The sequence below is a fragment of the Pseudomonas sp. GW822-FHT06B12 genome, assembly GCF_058799675.1.
The window spans coordinates 19,525-39,766 of sequence record NZ_JBXALR010000008.1 but is presented as its reverse complement, the minus strand read 5'-3'; the positions used below and the strand labels follow the sequence as shown (position 1 = coordinate 39,766).

15 protein-coding genes are annotated in these 20,242 nt (G+C 57.5%); 13 read left to right on the top strand and 2 right to left on the bottom strand.

Annotated elements, in window-relative coordinates; genetic code table 11:
- Positions 1-36: 36 nt before the first annotated feature.
- The 10 genes from AC1RKH_RS18525 to AC1RKH_RS18480 all read left to right on the top strand — a co-directional run bounded on the left by AC1RKH_RS18525 (position 37) and on the right by AC1RKH_RS18480 (position 15,266).
- Complete coding sequence (locus AC1RKH_RS18525; RefSeq protein WP_493061753.1) at positions 37-2,175, top strand: type I secretion system permease/ATPase; 2,139 nt, start codon at positions 37-39, stop codon at positions 2,173-2,175.
- Between the two features lie 95 nt (positions 2,176-2,270).
- Complete coding sequence (locus AC1RKH_RS18520) at positions 2,271-3,686, top strand: HlyD family type I secretion periplasmic adaptor subunit (protein WP_493061754.1); 1,416 nt, start codon at positions 2,271-2,273, stop codon at positions 3,684-3,686.
- A gap of 82 nt (positions 3,687-3,768) precedes the next feature.
- Positions 3,769-4,218: a hypothetical protein gene (locus AC1RKH_RS18515; protein ID WP_493061755.1), complete on the top strand. Its 450-nt coding sequence runs from the start codon at positions 3,769-3,771 to the stop codon at positions 4,216-4,218.
- A gap of 8 nt (positions 4,219-4,226) precedes the next feature.
- Positions 4,227-4,703: a hypothetical protein gene (locus AC1RKH_RS18510; protein WP_493061756.1), complete on the top strand. Its 477-nt coding sequence runs from the start codon at positions 4,227-4,229 to the stop codon at positions 4,701-4,703.
- An 80-nt stretch (positions 4,704-4,783) separates the two neighbouring features.
- Positions 4,784-5,395 (top strand): hypothetical protein, encoded by a 612-nt coding sequence (locus AC1RKH_RS18505; RefSeq protein WP_493061757.1) that lies wholly within the window; start codon positions 4,784-4,786, stop codon positions 5,393-5,395.
- A 166-nt stretch (positions 5,396-5,561) separates the two neighbouring features.
- Complete coding sequence (locus tag AC1RKH_RS18500) at positions 5,562-6,197, top strand: hypothetical protein (RefSeq protein WP_493061758.1); 636 nt, start codon at positions 5,562-5,564, stop codon at positions 6,195-6,197.
- A 97-nt stretch (positions 6,198-6,294) separates the two neighbouring features.
- On the top strand, positions 6,295-6,891 hold the full coding sequence (locus tag AC1RKH_RS18495) for a hypothetical protein (protein ID WP_493061759.1): 597 nt from the start codon (positions 6,295-6,297) through the stop codon (positions 6,889-6,891).
- Between the two features lie 162 nt (positions 6,892-7,053).
- The gene (locus AC1RKH_RS18490; RefSeq protein ID WP_493061760.1) at positions 7,054-7,623 is read left to right on the top strand and encodes a hypothetical protein; all 570 of its coding nucleotides are present in this window, start codon (positions 7,054-7,056) and stop codon (positions 7,621-7,623) included.
- Positions 7,624-8,255: 632 nt separating this feature from the next.
- On the top strand, positions 8,256-14,210 hold the full coding sequence (locus tag AC1RKH_RS18485; protein WP_493061761.1) for an SPM autocatalytic domain-containing protein: 5,955 nt from the start codon (positions 8,256-8,258) through the stop codon (positions 14,208-14,210).
- 168 nt (positions 14,211-14,378) lie between these two features.
- Positions 14,379-15,266, top strand: a complete 888-nt coding sequence (locus AC1RKH_RS18480; RefSeq protein WP_493061762.1) for a Dyp-type peroxidase — start codon at positions 14,379-14,381, stop codon at positions 15,264-15,266.
- A gap of 81 nt (positions 15,267-15,347) precedes the next feature.
- On the opposite strand, the gene AC1RKH_RS18475 is transcribed toward AC1RKH_RS18480, so the two are convergent.
- A complete protein-coding gene (locus AC1RKH_RS18475; protein WP_493061763.1) occupies positions 15,348-16,085 on the bottom strand; it encodes a TorF family putative porin in 738 nt (245 codons plus the stop codon).
- Positions 16,086-16,186: 101 nt separating this feature from the next.
- The gene (locus AC1RKH_RS18470) at positions 16,187-17,932 is read right to left on the bottom strand and encodes an amidohydrolase (RefSeq protein WP_493061764.1); all 1,746 of its coding nucleotides are present in this window, start codon (positions 17,930-17,932) and stop codon (positions 16,187-16,189) included.
- A gap of 104 nt (positions 17,933-18,036) precedes the next feature.
- Between AC1RKH_RS18470 and AC1RKH_RS18465 the strand changes: the two genes are divergently transcribed.
- Genes AC1RKH_RS18465 through imuA form a run of 3 tightly spaced genes read left to right on the top strand, consistent with a single transcriptional unit; the run spans position 18,037 to position 20,236 of the window.
- Positions 18,037-18,954: a LysR family transcriptional regulator gene (locus AC1RKH_RS18465; RefSeq protein ID WP_493061765.1), complete on the top strand. Its 918-nt coding sequence runs from the start codon at positions 18,037-18,039 to the stop codon at positions 18,952-18,954.
- A 47-nt stretch (positions 18,955-19,001) separates the two neighbouring features.
- Positions 19,002-19,619 carry a transcriptional repressor LexA gene (gene lexA / locus AC1RKH_RS18460; RefSeq protein WP_493061766.1) on the top strand — a complete coding sequence of 206 codons (618 nt, stop codon included), beginning with the start codon at positions 19,002-19,004 and terminating at the stop codon, positions 19,617-19,619.
- Positions 19,619-20,236 (top strand): translesion DNA synthesis-associated protein ImuA, encoded by a 618-nt coding sequence (gene imuA / locus AC1RKH_RS18455; RefSeq protein WP_493061767.1) that lies wholly within the window; start codon positions 19,619-19,621, stop codon positions 20,234-20,236. Before lexA ends, imuA begins: the two co-directional genes overlap by 1 nt.
- Positions 20,237-20,242 lie beyond the last annotated feature (6 nt).

Here is a 20,242-nt window from a genome sequence, read left to right as displayed (position 1 = left end):
GAATTTATTGCCGCACTGCGGCGCGCATGGAAGCTTATGAGTGATCAAGGAAGGGGCGCCGAGTCGCCCACGCCAGATACCGGTCTCGTGTGTCTGGTCATGCTGGCCCGTTTTCATACGGTGGCAGCGTCCGCCGAACAACTGACCCACGAATTCGCCCCGGCGAACCAGCTGTTCACCCAACGCGAACTGCTGCTCGCTGCCCGCAAACTGGGACTCAAAGCCAAATCGGTCAACACCACCATCGCGCGGCTGGACCGTACGCCTTTGCCGGCGATTGCGGCCAATGGCGACGGGACGTTTTTCATCATTGCCAAGCTGGATCAAGGCAAAGCCCTGATCCAGGACCCGCGTTCGGATCGCCCCGAAGTCATCACCTTCGAGGCGTTGGCGGCGCGCTGGACCGGCGAGCTGGTGCTGGTGCGTTCCGAGGCCGGTCTGCCTGGCGAAACCTCGCGTTTCGATTTCACCTGGTTTATTCCCGCCATCGTCAAGTACCGAAAATTGTTGGGCGAAGTGTTGCTGGTGTCATTCGCCCTGCAGCTTTTTGCGTTGGTGACGCCTTTGTTTTTCCAGGTGGTCATGGACAAAGTGCTGGTGCATCACGGGTTGACCACACTCGATGTCATCGCCGCCGGTTTGTTGGGCATCATGCTGTTCGAGTCGGCGTTGAGCGGCCTGCGCAGCTATGTGTTCGCACATACCGCGAGTCGTATCGACGTGGAGCTGGGTTCGCGGTTGTTCCGGCATTTGATCAACCTGCCGCTGGCGTATTTTCAGGCGCGACGGGTCGGTGATTCGGTGGCCCGAGTGCGTGAGCTGGAGAACATCCGCAGCTTCCTGACCGGCAATGCGATTACCTTGCTGCTGGATGTGCTGTTCTCCCTGGTGTTCATTCTGGTGATGTTTTACTACAGCGGTTGGCTGACCCTGATCGTGCTGCTGTCGTTGCCCTTGTATGTGCTGGTCTCGGTGTTTGTCACGCCACTGCTGCGCGCCAGGTTGCAGGACAGTTTTACCCGTGGCGCGGAAAACCAGGCGTTCCTGGTGGAAACCGTGAACGGCATCGACACCGTGAAATCCATGGCCGTCGAGCCTCAGGCGATTCGCAAGTGGGACAACCAGATGGCGGCTTATGTCGCTGCCGGTTTCAAGACCCAGACCTTGTCCACCCTCGCCAATGAAAGTGTGTCGCTGATCGGCAAACTGGTCACCGTGGCGACTCTCTGGCTGGGGGCTCGATTGGTGATCGACGGCCAGCTTTCAGTGGGTGAACTGATCGCGTTCAACATGCTTGCCGGACGTGTCAGCGGCCCGATCATGCGCCTGGCGCAGTTGTGGACCAGCTTCCAACAAACCGGTGTTTCGGTGCAGCGTCTGGGCGATATCCTCAACACCCGTACCGAACTGTCCCAGGCCACCCGCAGCGCGTTGCCGCCACTCAAGGGGCAGATCGAGTTCGACCAGGTGCATTTTCGCTATCGCGCCGATGGCTCCGAAGTCCTGCGCGGGATCAGCCTGCAGATCGCGGCCGGTGAGGTGATTGGCGTGGTGGGGCGTTCCGGCTCCGGCAAAAGTACCCTGACGCGTCTGCTCCAGCGCTTGTATGTGCCGGAGCGAGGCCGGGTGCTGGTCGATGGCATGGACCTGGCGCTGGCCGACGTTTCATCGCTGCGGCGGCAAATCGGTGTGGTGTTGCAGGACAACATGCTGTTCAACCGCAGTATCCGCGAAAACATCGCCTTGACCGATCCGGGTGCTCCTCTCGAAGCGGTCATGCATGCCGCCAGCATGGCCGGAGCCCACGAGTTCATTCTGGAATTGCCCGAAGGTTACGACACCATGGTGGGTGAACACGGCACTTCGCTTTCCGGCGGTCAGCGACAACGGGTCGCCATTGCTCGTGCGTTGATCGGCAATCCGCGGATTCTGATCTTCGATGAGGCCACCAGTGCGCTGGACTACGAGTCCGAGCGGATCATCCAGCAGAACATGCAAAGCATCTGCGCCGGTCGCACGGTCATCATCATTGCCCACCGACTGTCCGCAGTGCGCGACGCCAATCGCATTCTGGTGGTCGATCGCGGGCAAATCGTCGAACAGGGCAGCCACGCCGAATTGCTGGCTCATCAGGCCGGCCACTACTCGCGTCTGCACCGCATGCAGCAGGGCTGAATAGCCCCTCGATCGCCTGTCACTGGTTTGTCGACCGCGCCCTGCATCAGGCGCGGCGGCATTCACTGTATTCCGGATTCAAGGATAGATTTCCCATGAGCGCACACCCTTCGTTATTGCAGCGCTATCGTCATGCCTGGCGACACTCCTGGCGCCAGCGCAAAAGCATGGACAGCCCGCGTCGACTAACCCATGAGGCGCAGTTTCTGCCAGCGGCGCTGGAGTTGCAGGACACGCCGGTGCATCCGGCGCCGAGAATTTTTCTCTGGAGCATTATGGGTTTTGCCGTGTTGGCGCTGCTCTGGGCCTGCATCGGCAAGATCGAAGTGGTCGCGGTGGCGCCGGGCAAGATCGTGCCGAACGGCAAGACCAAGCTGATTCAATCCAGCGAAACGGCAGTGGTCAGGGCGATCCACGTCAACGACGGTCAGGCGGTGAAAGTCGGCGAGTTACTGGTCGAGCTCGATCCGACCGCAGCGGATGCTGACGTCAGACGCATTCAAAGTGATCTGCTGGGCGCACGAATCGACAGCGCCCGCAGTGCCGCGATGCTCGATGCGATCAACCAGCAAAAGCCACCGGCATCGCTGATCGGGGCGATTGCCAATGCCAACCCGGAACAAGTGCTCAGCGCCCAGCGCTGGTTACAAGGTCAGTATCAGGAATACCGCAGCAATCTGGAATTGGTAGACGCCGAGATCCTTCAACGCAGCGCTGAAATCCAGTCTGCCCAGGCGCAAGTGGCGAGCCTTCGACAAACCGTGCCGATCGCCACGCAATTGGCCGAGGACTACCAGCGGCTGTTGGCGCAACAGTACGTGGCGCGTCATGAATACCTGGAAAAGGAGCAGGCCCGACTCGACTTGCAACGTCAGTTGAGCGTGCAGCAAGCCAGCGTCCTGCAATCCACCGCCGCCCAGGGCGAGGCACGGCGTCGACGCGAGGGCGTCGTTGCGCAGAATCGTCGCGCCATGCTCGACCTGCAACAAGAGGCCAACCAAAAAGCCGCGAGCCTGGTTCAGGAACTGGCCAAGGCCCGCTATCAGGAAACCCTGACCAGCCTCAAAGCCCCGGTGGACGGCACCGTTCAACAATTGGCCATTCACACCGTCGGTGGCGTGGTCACACCGGCCCAGCCGTTGATGGTCATTGTCCCGGCGGATCAGCCAGTCGAAGTGGAAGCAATGCTGGAAAACAAGGACGTCGGTTTCGTCCGCGCCGGCCAACCGGTCACGGTCAAGGTCGAAACCTTCACCTTCACCAAATACGGCACCGTCGACGGCGAAGTGCTCAGCGTCTCGAACGACGCCATCGAAGATGAAAAACGCGGGTTGATCTACAGCAGCCGTATTCGTCTCAACACCGATCACCTGATGGTCAACGGACAACGAGTGGCACTGTCACCGGGGATGTCGATAACGGCAGAAGTGAAGACTGATCAGCGGCGGGTGATTGAGTACTTCCTGAGTCCGTTGCAACAGCATGTGGATGAGAGTTTGAGAGAGCGGTAGGGGGAGTAAGTTTGTTTTTGAGGGTGGACCTAACTCTGGGAAGTTGGCTGGTTGCTTTGTGGTTTTTTTGAGAGGCGTAGACATGGGCAAGTTAATAAAATTTAGTTTTTTTTGCCTTGGGGTTGGATGGGTCGCCTGGCATTTAGTACTTTTTCTGATTTTTCTGATTCCGGCTTCGTCAGATGAACCTTATATAAAATTGTATCCCTCTCCAAGTGGAGGGGTCGTAGCGGTGTTGGTTAGTTATTCAGGTGGAGGCGGACTTGCGCCTTATTGCTATGACGAGATCGTTATATTTAACAGTGTTCTGGATATGCGCACTGCGATAAAAGAAAAAAAATATCAGGTTTACTCTGCTCTCTGTGCTTCGTTTTCTGATGGAGGTAATTCCCCGAAATTAGAGTGGGTGCTCGATAGTAAAGTTCGTGTGGAGTTTGCCTTGGGAGAGTCGGAGTTCGACGTTCGCAAAGTTGTGATGAAAGGCATGGATGAAACAGGTGGGGTGCGTGTTGAGTTTTATGCGCATCAATAAGGAGCGTTATGAATGGCAAGGAGGAGGAGTTGAGAATTGTTCGTTGGCTAAAATTTATATTGGCGGTTGTCGGCTTTCTGGCTATTTTAAAGTATACCGTTATTGCGTTGATAGAGCAGATTCCTGATGCCGATGATGAGGTAAATGTCACGGTGTATCCGTCTCCGAATGGAAGATACAGTACTGCACACGTCGTCCGCTCGGGAAGGGGGGCGATAGACTCATTTTGTCTGGATTATGTTGTTGTTTTTAATAGTCTGCTGGATGTAAGTGATGTCGTTAAAAATGATAACTATCAAGTCTATTCGGCCGAGTGTGATACTTTCATAGGTCATGAAAGTTCCCCAAAAATACACTGGGATTCCGATAATGATCTTCAGGTCGGTTTTGCGATCGGGGGGGCACGGGTATTCAGTCGCAACGTGGATCTGCGGGGTTTGGATGCGTCGGGGAATATACAGATCAAGTTTTCGGCCTATCGCTAGACGTTGGTTGGGAGCTATGGGATTGGTTGTGGCGGTTACAAGGGAGAGTGAAATCGCTCTCTTTATTGAGGGCGTTTGGCGTGAATAAACTGGCACGACGGTGTTTGTATTGGCTCGGTACAGGAGCGGCTATTTTGCTGTTCCTGTATTGCCTGATTCCAGAGCCGAAAGATAACCCGTATATGAAAATTTACTCGCCGCAGGATGGTGGTGGTTTTACGAGGTGTGAGTTTTCAGGTGACGGGAAAAATGGGAGCTTCTTCAGGTTCAATATGACACCGGAAGAGTGTCGGCTTGTGACCTACGATACAGGCAGTATTCAATTTGCTGTCGATTATCCGCGCATGAAGGTTGTGCGTGACGGTTGGAAGGGGAACAAAGCGCCCGTATTTTTTTATATGGAGCACATCTCCATGGACGGATTTTACGCCAATAGGCATGTTGCTGGGAAAGAGCCTGTTTTGGTGGTTGACGGGATTGAAAGTTATAAGGTTGGTGGTTTTTTGGAGCGGAAATTTACAGGCGTGGATGGTGTGCCTGTGTATGTTTCGGATTTTGTGAATACGTCTCGAGCGAACCGAATATATAAGGCAGGGTTGTGGGTTTTCTATCAGTACCCAAGAGAGCTTACGGATGTGAGGGCAGTGGATGAATTTGTCTTGGATGTTCTCGATAAGGTAATGGCTGAGTAAGGAGGCCGTCTGTGGAGTTATTAAATGCGGAACAGCGGTCCTTTTATAATAAATATTCTTTAATTGCGGTCGTCTTTGGGGGTTGCATTTTTTTGATGATGAAGTTCGCTATGAGAACGCCGGATACGTTTTTTACGGAGATCTATCCAGATCTTAAAACGTTAATTTGTTTGAATATTTTCGTTGGGCTCTATCTGTCGGAAAGGAAGAAAAGGTTTCTCGTTTATTTTGCCCGATTGTACGTATTGACGAATTTTGCGCTGTTTGGGTTTTTTACGGGATGCTGGATGCGGTATTTATCAGTTTGTCAGTGATAGACGATTTTATTTCAGGAGGGCTTGGGCAGATGATGAAGATTTTTAGCGCGAAAAATTTATGGGTGGTCATTAGATCGCTATTGGCATTCGTAGGTTTTTTAGCCATTGCCCGTTATGCACTGATTACGTTGATGGGCGCTGCCGGCAGTGAGGCAGATGAGCCAGGTGTCAATGTCTATGTTTCTCCTGATGGTCAATATAAGGCAGCGCATTTTTATTATATAAGTGGGGGCGTCGTGGACTCTTCCTGCGTGGATGAGATCGTGGTGTTCAATAATGCCGTGAGCGTTGCGCAAGCTCAAAAAGATAAACGGTATCGGGTGTTTTCAAGTCCTTTCGATACTTTCTCGGATCATCGGAGTTCTCCCGATATTGTCTGGTCTTCCAATCGTGGGTGCATATTGAGTTTTCAATTCGGGGGGCGGCGTTATTCAGTCGGCAAGTGGCGTTGCGGACTCATGATGCAACCGGTGCGGTGTCCGTGAGTTTCTTGGCGCATAAGTGAATTAGAGATTTGATCTCAAAAAAGCTAATGGGTGTCCCCTTTGTTGGAAATTGCTTTCTTTGTTCAGGGAGTGCGGCGTGAGTAAACTGGCGCGACGGTGTTTGTATTGGGTGAGCGCTGGAGTGGCTGTCTTGCTATTTTTATATTGCTTGATCCCAGAGAAAAAAGATAATCCATACATGAAAATTTATTCATTGTCGAATGGCGATGTTTTTTCTGGTTGTGAGTTTTCAGATGGCAAACAGTCAGGGGCGGTATTTCGGTTTCATATGCCTCCTGAAGAATGTCGGTTGGTTGATTACGGTGGCGGTGATGTTCTCACTGTTTCCATTGATTATCCCAGTATGAAAGTCGTAAAGCCGAGAATAGACAAGTCCGTCATCACGATTCGAATGTTCCCGATTTTACGTTCCTCTTTTTGGGAGGGCGCATTTTTAGAAGGGGTGGAACCTTCGAAGACAATTGAAGGTGTTAAATATTACGACTATGGCGGGCTTGCTACTCGAGCATTTGACGGAGGTGAGGGCGAGACTGTATTTGCTACTGATCATGAACATTATTGGCTGGCTAAGCGTTTGTTTAAAGATCTAAGGGTGTCTTATCAGTATGCGCGTATGTATGAAGATGTAAAGTTGATGGATAAATTTGTGGTGAGCTTTCTTAAGCACAGCTAGAGGGGACAGATTTGTTTTCAGGAATGGATCTTATTTCGGAAAATAAATCTGCCAACTTTATTGCTTTGTGTGTGGGAAGACCGAGGTGGAGGTGTTGTTTTTTTGAGAGGGATAGGCGTGGGTAAAATATCAAGGCGGTGCTTGTATTGGCTCGGTAGTGTAGTGGCTTTATTGTTGTTTCTGTATTGCTTGATTCCAGAGCCGAAAGATAACCCTTATATGAGAATTTTCTCATTGCAAGATGGTGGTGGTTTCACGGGGTGTGAGTTTGTAAGTGGCAAGATATATGGGGGACTCTACCGATTTAACATGACTCAGGAGGAGTGTCGGCGCGTCATCTATAAGGGTAGAAGCAGTATTCGATTTACAGTCGAGTATCCAGGGATGGAAGTTGTAGATGCTGATGGGCAGGAAAGAAAGTTTCCAGTGTTTTTTTATATGGAAAACATATCCATGGAGGGGTTTGACGCCAATAGGCACCTTAGTGGGAAAAGACCTATTTTGGTGGTTGATGGGGTTGAAACTTATGAGGTTGGTGGTTTTCAAGAAAGAAAATTTACAGGGGGAGATGGTGTGTCGGTGTATGTCTCGGACTTTACGTATACGGTTCGGGCAAATCGAATATACAAATCCGGACTGTGGGTTTTCTATCAATACCCAAAGGAACTTACGGATGTCAGGGCTGTGGATGATTTTGTCCTGAGTGTCCTTGGTAAGGTAATAGCAGAATAAGGAGATTGTGTGTGGCACTGGTAAAATTTAATGATGCTCAGCTAAAAGAGTTGCAGCGGCTGTCGGATAATAAAGACTACCCCGCTGCATATGAATATATGCACGGCATCGTTGCTGGCGAGGTAGCAAGCGCTGGCAGGGAAAGTGACCTTGGTGACTTGGTGGCGGTTGCTAATTGGTTGGTGACGGCAAAGGCAATCAACTCGAATGATCGAAGCAACTTTTTGGACGATATTGTTCGTGGGTCGATACAGTACTCTGTAGCCAAAACAGGTCGCCCATTGAGTAATGAGGCGTTTCAGGTCGCCTCTGATAAGTTGGCTTCCGAAACAATAAATAACGTGCTGAAGGGGGGTGGTGTAAAGTCAGCTGATATTATCACCGATTTAGAATCGAACGGTATGGAGGACGCGCTGAAGCTGAAGGCATGGCAATGGCCCGGTGCGCTGGCTGATATACTTCCACCTCCCTTAGGTATGGGGCGTGATTTTATTCAGATTGCGGGTAAGACAACAACAGAGTTTACGCAAAACGTAATAAGTTCCATGATTTCAAACATGGCAGGGATTGAGCGAGTCATAAATAGAGACTCTGCGCTGGACGTTAGTCCTACGTGGAAGTTGTGGCGGGAAATGAGCAGCTTTATAGCGGATAATCGTTATAAGCTGTATGAGAAAGATAAGGTGGTAGAAGCAACACCTGGCAAGGACTTGGTTAATATCAACATCAATCCTTCCCCTCAACCCCAACAACACATCCAGGGCGAAAGCAAAGCCCAGCAAGACGTTGCCAATGGCTTCATTCAAAACGCCGCGACTCACAACGTTTTCGCCGTCGGCGGCATTCTCAACAAAACCGATTTCACCTCCACCCAAATGGCCAGCCTCGCCTCGGGAGGCATTCGTCCCGGTGAAATGCAGCTTGACCCCAACGCTCGGCCTAACACCTATCTGTCGAGCTTCTACCAGGCCCCAAACAGCAGCAAACCGGATTTCAGCTTGCGCAATGCCGTGACCCTGAACGGTTTGTCGGCCATGTCCACGTTCAACACTTACGTTGACCCGCTGTTGCTGGATTTGACCGGTAATGGCGTGCACATGACTGATATCCGCGACGGTGTGCTGTTCGATACCGACCACAGTGGCACGCTCAAGCGCAGCGGTTGGGCGGATCGCAGTACCGGGATGCTGGTGATCGACGATGGCAGCGGCCAGATCAAGGACGTCAGCCAGATGTTCTCCGAGTATTACGGCGGCAGGGCCGGCGTCAACGGCGCGGCGGGCGAGACGAAGTTCAAGGACGGTTTCGCGGCGTTGGCCAGCGAGGACGCGAACAAGGACGGCGTGATCGATCAGAAAGACCCGATCTGGAGCAAGCTGCGGGTCTGGGTCGATGGCACCCACGATGCAAAAGTCGATGCCGGTGAACTGAAGACGCTGGCCGAGCTGGGCATTACCCAGATCAACGTGCGTGCTGCTTCTACCAGTGCTGAAATTCGTGACGGCAACAAGGTGCTCGCCACCGGTTCGTTCACCATCAATGGCAAGAATCAGGAAGCGCTGGCGGTCGATTTCCTTGGCGATCCGGTCAGCAACACTGTGAGTACGCAGGGCACCGGCACACGGGTGACCTCTACCACCAAAGGCATCACCACCACTGCGTATGCCAGCCAGAGCACCACGAGTGAAACCCTGGACGCGACGCAACTGGGCGTGAGCAATCTGTACGGCGGCAGCGGCGATGACACCTTGATCGCCGCACCTGCTGGCGGTTGGCTGGTGGGCGGTGCCGGCAGCAACACCTATGTCGGCGGAGCAGGCGATGACGTCTTTGTCATCAGTGCTTCTGACAATCCGGTCAATATTCACGGCAATGGCGGTCACGACACGGCGATCATCGTCGGTGACAAAGGCGTGGTGTTGAACATGGCCCACGCCGGTTTGACCATCGCCGAAGGTGGCGGCGGTAACGACGTCATCATGAGCGGTGGCACTGGCAGCGCCTTCATCAAGGGCGGCTCCGGCAATTCGACCCTGGTCGGCGGCGCGGGCAACGACGTTCTGGTTGGCGGCACCGGCCACAACACTATCATCGGCGGCAGTGGCAAAGCGGTGATCTACGCCGGGCCACAGGGCGACACCATTTACGCCTCCGAAGCCGGCAGCATCATTCACGCCGGTGGCGGTGCCGATAAAATCTACGGCGGCGCCGGTAACGATGTGATCGAAGTCGGCCACGGCAATGCGACGATCGATGGCGACGGCGGGATCAACCTGGTGACGCTGCACGGCAACCATGGCGACTACCGGATCACCCGCACCGACAGCGGCTATGAAGTGGCCGACAAGGTCGCCGGTCGTGACGGCACGGTGACCCTGAAAAACATCCAGAAGCTCAACTTCTCGGACATTTCCGCCGTCGACCTGCAAACCCCCAACGCCATGCCGGTGGCGGATGTGCTGACCCATGACAAGGACGGCAAGGTCTTCGATCGTACGCAGACCCACCTGATTTCTGCAGAGAGCCTGTTGGCCAACGATCAACACCTCAACAGCCAGGGCGCGCTGCGTATCGCCAATGTCGGTGACGCGGTGGGCGGCACGGTCAGCCTCACGGCCCAGGGTGATGTGCTGTTCAACCCGGACGCGCATTACACCGGCCTGATCAGTTTCAAATACGGCGTCGCTGATGCGGCCGGCAATCTGTCGGCGTCGGTGGTGGACCTCGGTAGTGGGCAGACCGCGCCAATGCGTGCCGGTGTCACTTTGCTGACCCCTGAAGTGCCGCTCGATCCACTGGCGGCTCAGGAGTGGTACTTGAGCGACACCAACGTGCTGCCGGTGTGGAAGGACTATACCGGCAAGGGCGTGCGCATCGGTCAGTTCGAGCCGGGTGGCCAGTTCGCCACGGCGCCTGAGATCTTTGATATCGCCCACCCGGATCTGGCGCCGAACGTCGACAAAACCTGGTTGCAGACTCAACAGGCGAGCGGCACTTTGCCGGGGCTGGTGTCCAACCACGCGACGATGGTCGCGGGCGTCATGGTCGCGGCCAAGAATGGCGCAGGTGGCGTGGGCGTGGCCTACGACGCAACGTTAGGCGGTTATTACCTGGCCAACAGCGGCGCCGATCTGGCCGGGTTGGGGTATATGGTCAGTTTTGACATTGCCAACAACAGCTGGGGTTTCACCTCTGACTTCGCCCTCAGCAGCTATCAGGACGGCAACTTCACGACGGCCACGGCGCTGAGCATGAATGCGCAGTACGCGGCGAGTAACGGTCGCGGCGGTTTGGGTACGATCATTGTGGCGGCGGGCGGCAACAGCCGAGCGACTGGCGGCAATGCCCAGGGTTCGCTGACCAACAACAATCGCTTCTCGGTCGAAGTCGGCGCGATCAACGCACAGGGTGATCTGTCGACCTTGCAGATTGGTTCGTCGCCGTTTTCCAATCCGGGCGCCAGCCTGCTGGTGTCGGCACCGGGCAGCAATGTCGTGTCCACCAGCCACATGCTGGAAACCGAACGCGGTTCCACCTTCGGCAACGATTACACCAGCATGCAAGGCACCAGTTTTGCCGCACCGATTGTCTCCGGCATCGTTGCGCTGATGCTCCAGGCCAACCCGAACCTGGGTTATCGGGATGTGCAGCAGATCCTGGCGTTGTCGGCGCGCAAGATCAATGACCCGTCCACCCAATGGAGCGATAACGCTGCCCACGGCTGGAACGGCGGAGGCATGCACACCAGCAACGATTACGGTTTTGGTGAAGTCGATGCTCGCGCCGCCGTACGCTTGTCCGAGGCCTGGATGACCCAGAGTACCGGCGCCAACGAGCACGTCTACAGTGCATCGAGCGGTGCGCTCGGCAAACCTTTGGCGGCGGGCGCGACACTGACATCGTCCATCGCGATGAATGCCGGTTTGAATGTTGAGCACGTCGAAATCGACTTTGATGCTCAGGTCGGCCGCCTCGGCGATTTGACCCTCAAACTGATTTCCCCGGATGGCACACAAAGCGTGTTGCTCAACCGTCAGGGCAAAGTCCCGGACGGCATGCCGGGGGCCAGTGCAACCGACGTTGGCAGCACGCAGTCCGGGGCGTTCAAGTACACCTTCATGACGACCCATGACTTCGGCGAACGCTCGGCTGGCAACTGGACGTTGCAGGTAACTGATTCGGCCTCCGGTCTGCCGGTTACGCTCAACAGCTGGTCGCTGCGTTTGTATGGCAGCAAGACCAGCCCGGACGACACCTATTTCTATACCGATGAATACATCAAGTCGGTGGCCGCGAACGCCAATCGTTCGGTGCTCGATGATGCCGTCAATGGCGTGGTGGGTGGGCGCAATACCCTCAATGCGGCAGCCGTCTCGGGGGACACCTCGGTCAACCTGCTGACCGGTGTTGCCAGCATCGGCGGCGCGGCGTTGACGGTGAAAAATCCGTCGGCCATTCAGAACATCGTCACCGGCGATGGCAACGACACACTGGTCGCCGGTGCGGCCGATGCCTTGCTCGACGGCGGGCGTGGCAACAACACGTTGACGGGCGGTGCGGGCAAGGACTTCTTTGTGGTCCATCGACGCGATGCGGGCAGCGATACCATCAGCAACTTCGAGGCCGCTCGTGGCGAAATCGTTGATCTGGTGGGCTTCGCCGGAAAGAAGTTCGCGGATCTGGTGCTGACGCAGCAGGGCACGGACGTCAAGGTCGACCTGGGCAAGGGCCAGAGCATCGTCCTGAAAAATCAGGCACTCGCTGGCATCACCGCAGCGAACTTCAAATTCCAGGACACCTTTGTCGCCCCGACGGCTTACGTCAACAGCGATGCTCAAGCGGTCAAGCCGCAAGAAGGCCTGGGCACCGTGGTGCTCAACGGTGGCGGTAAAGGCGTGATGTACAGCAGCGACGCTCAGGGCAAAACCGTGGCCTCGCTGAACGGCACGATCTACAGCCATGACAGCGCGACGTCGGATGTGTTTGTGGTGGCGGCTCAACCCGGCGCCAAGGATTACAGCAACGCCTTGCGCGGGTTCCGGCATGGCGTCGACAAGATCGACCTGCGTCAGACCGGCGTCACCGATTTCAGCCAGTTGACCGTCGAACACCAGAACCGCGCCACCTTCAATGGCCTGACGCAGATTCATGGTGTGTACGTGACGCGCAGCGATTCGAACACCACGCTGTTGTATCTGGATGCATTGGATGTGGCACAGGTCAGTGCCTCGGACTTCCTTTTTGCCGATCATGCTCCGGTTGTGGTGCAGCCAGTCGGACCGGTGCCGCCCGTGGTCGTGCCGCCAACCGTCACCGTGCCGGGTACATTGACGCCGATTATCGATCGCCCTGGTGTCGACAAACCTGTGGTGGTCGGGCCGCTGCCGCCGATTGATCTGCATCCGACCATTGTCGTTCCCGACCCGGTCCTGCGACCTTCAGTCACGATTCCAGACTTCAAGTTGCCGGAGACCAAGACCATCGATCAGATCCTTGCCGAGCGCGGCGTTGATCTGAACCCGAAAGTGCCGGAGCATAAAACCGTCGAGCAGATCCTTGCCGAGCGTGATGCGAATCGCGGTGCGACGACGGTCCCTGAACGCAAAACCATTGAGCAGATTCTCGCCGAGCGCGGTGTCGGTTCGCTGGAACCGTCGAAGTTGCCGGACATCGGTCCGGTCGGGCGTGAGGTGGGCGGGCGTACCCCGATTGATATTCCGAGCCCGCGGCCGATTGTCATTCCGGACATTCCGGCGATCGATTTCTCTCATCGACCGATTACCGTTCCAGACGTTGTGGGTGTGCAAGATCCCCGGCTGACTGTCGATAACGCTCGCAAGATAACCGACGACTCGAACGCTGCGCTTGCGGCGATCCGGGACAGAATCAGCGGGGCAACCTCTTCGACAGATGCCCCGGCACCTGTGGCTAGCGACCCCAACGTCATGACGGTCCAGGGCTTCTTCGCCGATGTCACGCTTGGCGACGAGAGCAAGACCATCAACGTCGAGGCCTCCAATGCCAAAGTGCTTGCTGGCAACGGCGACAACAAGGTCAATGTGACGGGCCGTCGGGGCAATATCACCCTGGGCAACGGCAATAACGTGGTGACCGGCAATGTCGACAAACTCACGGTTGGCCACGGCAACAACATCATTACCGACTCCGGGTCTTTCTCCACGGTAAAACTGGGGGATGGCAATAATAAGGTGGTGGTCAGCGGCAACATGCCGACGGTTGAAGTCGGGCACGGGGTCAATGACATCGAGTTCAGCGGCGCGAGTGGCGATCTGGTGTTCGGCAAGGACATCAACCCCGATCATCTGTGGTTCCAGCACAAAGGCCAGGACCTGCAGATCTCTGTCATCGGCAGCAAGCAGGAGGTCACGCTGCATAACTGGTATGCCAGTACTCCTGAGCGTCCACGCGACATCATGGCCGGGGACCGCCATCGGTTGATGGACAATGATGTCGAGCACCTGGTCCAGGCCATGGCGGCGTTCGCGCCGGCGGCACCGGCGAGCATGACCTTCGGTGCCGCCGAGCAGCAGGTGTTGCAGCCTGTGCTGGCGGCCAACTGGATGTAAATAACCCCGCGTTAACTCGGTAACACGGCCCGCGATACTCATCGCGGGCCTTCGGCCGTTAGGCCGTTTGAGCCCGAACACCTATAGCAGCTCCTACGGACGCGCTTTTTCAACGCACACAAATCGCTGTGTGCCGGTTAAACTTCGCTCCTTTCCAGAGGAGTTCTCATGAGTTACTACCAGCCGGGCATCCTTGCCACCCCCGTTCCGCCTCAGGCGCGTCATTTGTTTTTCGCTCTCGAATCCGCCGAGGCTCTGCCGGCTGCGCTCGACAACCTGATGCAACTGGTGGACGGCAAGTCGGCGGTGGTCGGTTTTGGCAAGTCGCTGGTCAATGCACTGGGCGTGAAAGTAGCGGGGCTTCGACCGTTCCCGGCGATGATCGGCGTTGGCGTCGATAACCCTTCGACCCAGCACGCGCTGTGGTGCTGGCTGCACGGTGAGGATCGCGGCGAGTTGCTCAACCGCAGCCGTGCCCTGGAAGTCGCGCTGGCTCCAGCGTTGCGCCTGGTGCAGATGAACGAAGCCTTCCGTCACATGAGTGGCCACGACCTGACGGGCTATGAAGACGGCACCGAAAACCCCCACGACGAAGCCGCCGTTGCCGCAGCGCTGGTGGCTGAGGGTGAGGACAGTCCGGTGGGTGGCAGTTTCGCCGCGATCCAGCAGTGGCAGCATGATCTCAACGGTTTTAATGCGCTGCCGTCCCATGAGCAGGACAACATCATTGGCCGTCGCAAGAGCGACAACGAAGAACTCGACGACGCGCCGATTTCCGCTCACGTCAAACGCACCGCCCAGGAAAGCTTCACCCCCGAAGCCTTCATCGTGCGTCGCTTGATGCCGTGGATCGAAGGTGATCGTGCCGGCCTGATGTTCCTGGCCTTCGGACATTCCTTCAACGCCTTCGAAGCCCAACTGCGCCGCATGAGTGGCCTGGAAGACGGCATCGTTGACGGTCTGTACCGCATGAGCCGGCCGATCACCGGCGGCTACTACTGGTGCCCGCCGCTCAAGAATGATCGGCTGGATTTGCGTGCGCTGAATATCGGCTGAAGCCGGACATTGGCCGCCCCGCAGGTTGCTGGCGGCAACTGACCTGAGATAAATCAGGTCAGGCACTGCTCATAAAAGACTTCAGAACGAGGTACTGACACTCGCCACCCAGGTGGCGCTGCAGGTGTCGGTAAATCCGTAGTTGCTTGCACACTGGCTGTCCGACAGGTCGGTGTCGATGTAGCTCAGGCCCCAGGTCAGGCCGAAAAATTTATGGGTCAGTTTGGCTTCCCATTCATGGTAGGCCTCGCTGCTGTTGCCGTCCTGCGACCAGAAAACACCATCCTTGAAGTCCATCCTTCCGTAGCGCAGCTTCAGGCCCGTTTCCAGTGGCAAGGTCGTTTCGTATCCCAGGTAGTTGTAGAGCGTACTTTGCTTGCTGTCTTCACCGGGGGCGTCGGCGGAGTAGTAATTGCCGAGTATGAAACCGTAGGCGTTGAGAATGGCGTAGACCTCGCTCTGGTTGAACTGGCTTTCGTTGGGGTAGGCGTACTTGATGTAACCCAGGTCCAGGCTCACCGGTTCAGTGATCTGCCAGAGCCAGCCGGCGTAGTACTCGACCTCCTGACGTGTCTTGAGACCAAAGCCGAAATCGACGTTCGAGGTCCAGGCCCCCAGGTACAGGCCGCTGATGTGCTGCAAGGTCGCACCGAACTGCGCGGCGGGGTCATTCTTGGTTTGCGAAATACCGCGGCTGCGGTAATCGCTGGCCAGGGTCAGGTCCAGTTGCACGGCCAACTCATCGTTGATCGCCACCGCGTGGCTGGTCAGCGGTGCAAGGGAAAAACAGCCAAGGGCGAGGAGGGCGAAGCGGTTCATGTGACGGTCCCGTTATTGTGGTTGTTATGGGCAGGTGCAGGCAAAGCGCCGCCCGAACCCTCGCGGCAAGCGCGGGGCCGGGCAGTGCGGACGGTCTTTTTTTACTGTGCGGCGGGGGCGTAGACTTCGCGGCCGGCGAACCAGGTGCTCAGGACTCGAGTGTCGTGCAGGGCTTTTTCATCGACCTTGAACACATCACGGTCGACGATGATGAAGTCCGCCTGCTTGCCGGGCTGGAGCGAACCGATCTGTTGTTCCAGGCCAATGGTCCGGGCGGCGTTGAGGGTGTAGGCGTAGAACATGGTCTCGCGGTCGATGCCCTCGGCGGCGTTCAACACACCTTTTGGCCCCACGCGGGTGATGGCCTGGGCCATCGCGTTGAACGGGTTCGGTGATGACACCGGCCAGTCACTCGCACCGGCAATCGTTGCGCCTTGCTTGAGCAACGAGTGCGCCGGGTACTGATAGCGGAAGGCGAGCGCGCTGACGTACGGCTTGATCATGTCCAGGGTGTACTCGTCGGCGGAGGCCCAGAGCAGTTGCATCGAAGCGATCACGTTCAGTGGCTTGAAACGGGTGAACTCCTTGGGATTGACCAGTTGCAGGTGGGTGATGGAGTGGGTCACGCCGCTTTGTCGGTCCTTGCGTGCCTGTTCGATGCCGTTCAACGACTCACGTACCGCGCGGTCGCCAATGGCGTGAATGTGCACCAGCCAGCCACGCTGGTCGGCGGCACTGACCAGCTCACCGAAATGCGCCGGATCGATCAGCAGTTCGCCCTGTTTGTGCGAGTTGTTGTAGGGATCGATCAGCGCCGCGCTCTGTGCCGGGAATTCCAGTACGCCATCGGCGAAGATCTTGATGCCGGGCAGGCTCAGGTTCGGGATGCCCTGGAACTGCTTGCGCACAATGTCCAGCGTGTCGAGGTCAGCCGGGCGGCTCCGCGGATTGGCCACCAACAGCGCGGCGACGTGCGCGCTCATTGCCCCGGTTTCAGACAACGCCTTGTACACCGGCAAGACGCCAACGGTTTTTTCCGTGGGCTTGAGGGCGAACACCGGTTCCCCCGGCGCGGCGTTGGCAGCCGGGTCCATCCAGGCGGTGATACCCAGGCTGTTGTTGAACCGCAGCGCAGCCTGGGCGGCGCGCAACAGGTCCGCCGGACTCGCTTTGGGCATGACCGAAGCGACCCGGTCCCAACCCGCATCCACCAGAAATCCGTTGGGCGCGCCATTTGCCAGGCGGCCGATGGTGTCGCGCTCGGCAGCGGGCAGGTTGTTGATCAGTGCGACATCGATCCCGGCACGCATGAGCATCACGTTATTGGCCCAGGCCGTGTGGTGATCGCTGCCGATGAACACGACGGGTACCTGCGCCCATTCACCCTGATTGAAGCGCTGGGCAAAGGCCTCGGCCTGGGCCCAATAGGTTGAACTCATACCGGCCACACTCAGCACATCACCGTGCCTGGCCTTACCGTCGTCACGCCAGCCGCGCAGGCGTTGTTCCAGTTCGTCGAGGCTGACTTGCTCATCTTCCATATTGGCCGAGGCCAGTTCGAGGCCGCCGAAGATCGCGTGTGAGTGGCTGTCGATCAGGCCGGGCATCAGGGTTTTGCCCGCCAGGTCAATGACGCGGGTCGAGGGCTCGATCAACGCCTTGATCTGCGCGTCGCTGCCAACCTGCAGCACTTTGCCGTCTTGCACCGCCAGGGCCTGGACTTTGGGATGGGCGTGGTTGGCGGTGAAGATCTTGCCGTTGATCAATACCAGGTCGGCGGCGGCCATCGCTTCCATCGAGGCAAAAGCCACGGCGCAGCTCAGGAGTGTCGGGATCAATCTATTCATGCGGGGTGCCTTGTTTTTATTCGTCTGGAAGCGAGACTAGTGGCTTGGCGCGCTGGGTAGAACGCCTGAAACCAGCAAAACCCTTTTGCCTGAATGGAAAAACCATGGACAAGCTCAGTGCCTTGAAAATGTTTGTCGCGACGGCGGAACACGGCAGTTTCAGCCGTGCCGCGCAGCAACTGGGCAAAACCCCGTCAGCGCTGACCAAAGCGGTCAGCCATCTGGAGGATGAACTGGGTGCGCGCTTGTTCGAGCGCAGCACCCGTCGCACGTTGTTGACCGAGAGCGGGCGGCTTTATCTGGAGACCGCGCGCCAGGTGTTGCAACGTCTGCAAGAGGTCAGCGAAGAGATCCTGCAGCTGCAGCATGGTTTGCAGGGCACGCTGAAAATCACCGCGCCGCTGGCCTTCGGTCGGGCGTTTCTCGACGAAGCATGCTCAGGCTTTCTCGATGAGTACCCGCAAATCAGCTTGCACATCGACCTGTGCGACGAGTTCGTCGATCTGCTCGAAAGCGGCTACGACCTGGCATTGCGTGAAGGTCATGACGACCTGCCCGGACAGATCGCCCGAGTCGTTGGCGACAATCGCCTGGCCCTTTGTGCCAGCCCGGAATATCTGGCGCGCAACCCGGTCCCGGTGACGCCGCAGACCCTCGATCAGCATCACTGGCTGCTCTATCGACATGCGGACCTGAGCCGTGAATTCTGGTGGGTCAAGCGCGACGGTCAACGGCTCAGCTTGCCCCAGCCGTCGCGGCCGCGCCTGAAAAGTGACAATTACGACTTGCTGTTGGCCGGTGCGCTGGCAGGACGCGGATTGCTGCACACACCGCTATGGAGTGCTGCGCCGTATCTGGCGGAGGGTCGGCTGGTGCGGTTGATGGCTGACTACGAGATTGATCCGGACGCATTCGGTTCGTACATCCTGGCGGTGTATCCCAGTCATCGCCGGGCCACCGCCAAGGTGGTCGCGTTCATCGATTTCATTTCGGCTTTTCTGCGGCAGCGCGGCCTGGGCTAAGCGTTACGACTGGCGGTTCTTGTCAGGAAAAGTCGAGAGGAGTACAAATGTACTCCATGACGACTTTGACTCCCCGCCGTACCGCCATCCTGACCTTTATTCGCGAGCGCATCGCGCAGCAAGGTCAGCCACCGAGCCTCGCTGAAATCAGCGAGGCGTTCGGTTTTGCCTCGCGCAGCGTGGCGCGCAAGCACGTAGTGGCGCTGACCGAGGCCGGCTTCATCGAGGTCAATCCGCATCAGGCCCGTGGTATTCGCTTGCTCAATCAGCCGCGTCACCCCGAGTTGCTGGACATCCCGGTACTCGGGCGGGTGGCTGCCGGTGCGCCGATGGGCGTCGATGCCGAGGTTCACAGCCGCTTGTGGCTGGATCCGGCAATGTTCTCGCGTACGCCCGACTACCTGCTGCGGGTTCAGGGCGACTCGATGATCGGCGACGGCATCCTCGACGGTGATCTGGTGGGCGTGCGCCGCAGTACCGAGGTGCAGAACGGCCAGATCGTCGTCGCGCGGCTTGAGGGTGAGGTCACCATCAAACGCTTTGAGCGGGCAGGGGACAGCGTGCGGTTGCTGCCGCGCAACCCGGCTTACAGCCCCATTGTGGTCACCGCCGATCAGGATCTGGCGATTGAAGGGGTGTTCTGTGGTCTGGTGAGGCAAGGGTGATGGGCGCCGTCGTTGCGCTGGATACGCTGTTCAATGGCGGCCAGGTCTGGAAAGGCCGGCCTGCGCCACCCAGCGTCAGCCCACAACCGACCGGGCATGCAGCACTGGACGCGGCCTTGCCCACTGGCGGCTGGCCGGAAGCGGCGCTGACGGAAATCCTTATCGCCGGGCAGGGCGTGGGCGAGTTGCAATTGGTATGGCCGGCCCTGGCCCGGCTGACGACCGCCGGTGAGCGAGTGGTGCTGGTGGCGCCGCCGCATGTGCCGTATCCCCAGGCCTGGCAGAACGCCGGAGTGGATCTGCGCCAGTTGTCGATCATCCAGGCCAGTGACCGTGAGGCGCTGTGGGCGGCGGAACAATGCCTGCGTTCGGGCAGTTGCGGGGCGGTGCTGTGCTGGCCGCAACAGGCGGATGACCGCGCCTTGCGCCGTTTGCAGGTGGCGGCGGAAACCGGGCAGACCCTGGCGTTTGCCTATCGCTCGATCAAGGACGCCCTCAACCCTTCGCCGGCGGCCCTGCGCATCGCCATCGATTCGAGGCCTGCGCAGTTAAGAGTGCTCAAGTGCCGTGGCGGACTGGCCCGTTCGGCGCCGATTGCCTTCGCCACGGGGCAGTGAGGTTGG

Excerpts from the sequence above, each read along its gene's own strand:
- AC1RKH_RS18525 (WP_493061753.1), top strand. The coding sequence starts at position 37 with ATGAGTGATCAAGGAAGGGGCGCCGAGTCGCCCACGCCAGATACCGGT.
- AC1RKH_RS18520 (WP_493061754.1), top strand. The coding sequence starts at position 2,271 with ATGAGCGCACACCCTTCGTTATTGCAGCGCTATCGTCATGCCTGGCGA.
- AC1RKH_RS18515 (WP_493061755.1), top strand. The coding sequence starts at position 3,769 with ATGGGCAAGTTAATAAAATTTAGTTTTTTTTGCCTTGGGGTTGGATGG.
- AC1RKH_RS18510 (WP_493061756.1), top strand. The coding sequence starts at position 4,227 with ATGAATGGCAAGGAGGAGGAGTTGAGAATTGTTCGTTGGCTAAAATTT.
- AC1RKH_RS18485 (WP_493061761.1), top strand. The coding sequence starts at position 8,256 with ATGAGCAGCTTTATAGCGGATAATCGTTATAAGCTGTATGAGAAAGAT.
- AC1RKH_RS18480 (WP_493061762.1), top strand. The coding sequence starts at position 14,379 with ATGAGTTACTACCAGCCGGGCATCCTTGCCACCCCCGTTCCGCCTCAG.
- AC1RKH_RS18475 (WP_493061763.1), bottom strand. The coding sequence starts at position 16,085 with ATGAACCGCTTCGCCCTCCTCGCCCTTGGCTGTTTTTCCCTTGCACCG.
- AC1RKH_RS18470 (WP_493061764.1), bottom strand. The coding sequence starts at position 17,932 with ATGAATAGATTGATCCCGACACTCCTGAGCTGCGCCGTGGCTTTTGCC.
- AC1RKH_RS18465 (WP_493061765.1), top strand. The coding sequence starts at position 18,037 with ATGGACAAGCTCAGTGCCTTGAAAATGTTTGTCGCGACGGCGGAACAC.
- lexA (WP_493061766.1), top strand. The coding sequence starts at position 19,002 with ATGTACTCCATGACGACTTTGACTCCCCGCCGTACCGCCATCCTGACC.
- imuA (WP_493061767.1), top strand. The coding sequence starts at position 19,619 with ATGGGCGCCGTCGTTGCGCTGGATACGCTGTTCAATGGCGGCCAGGTC.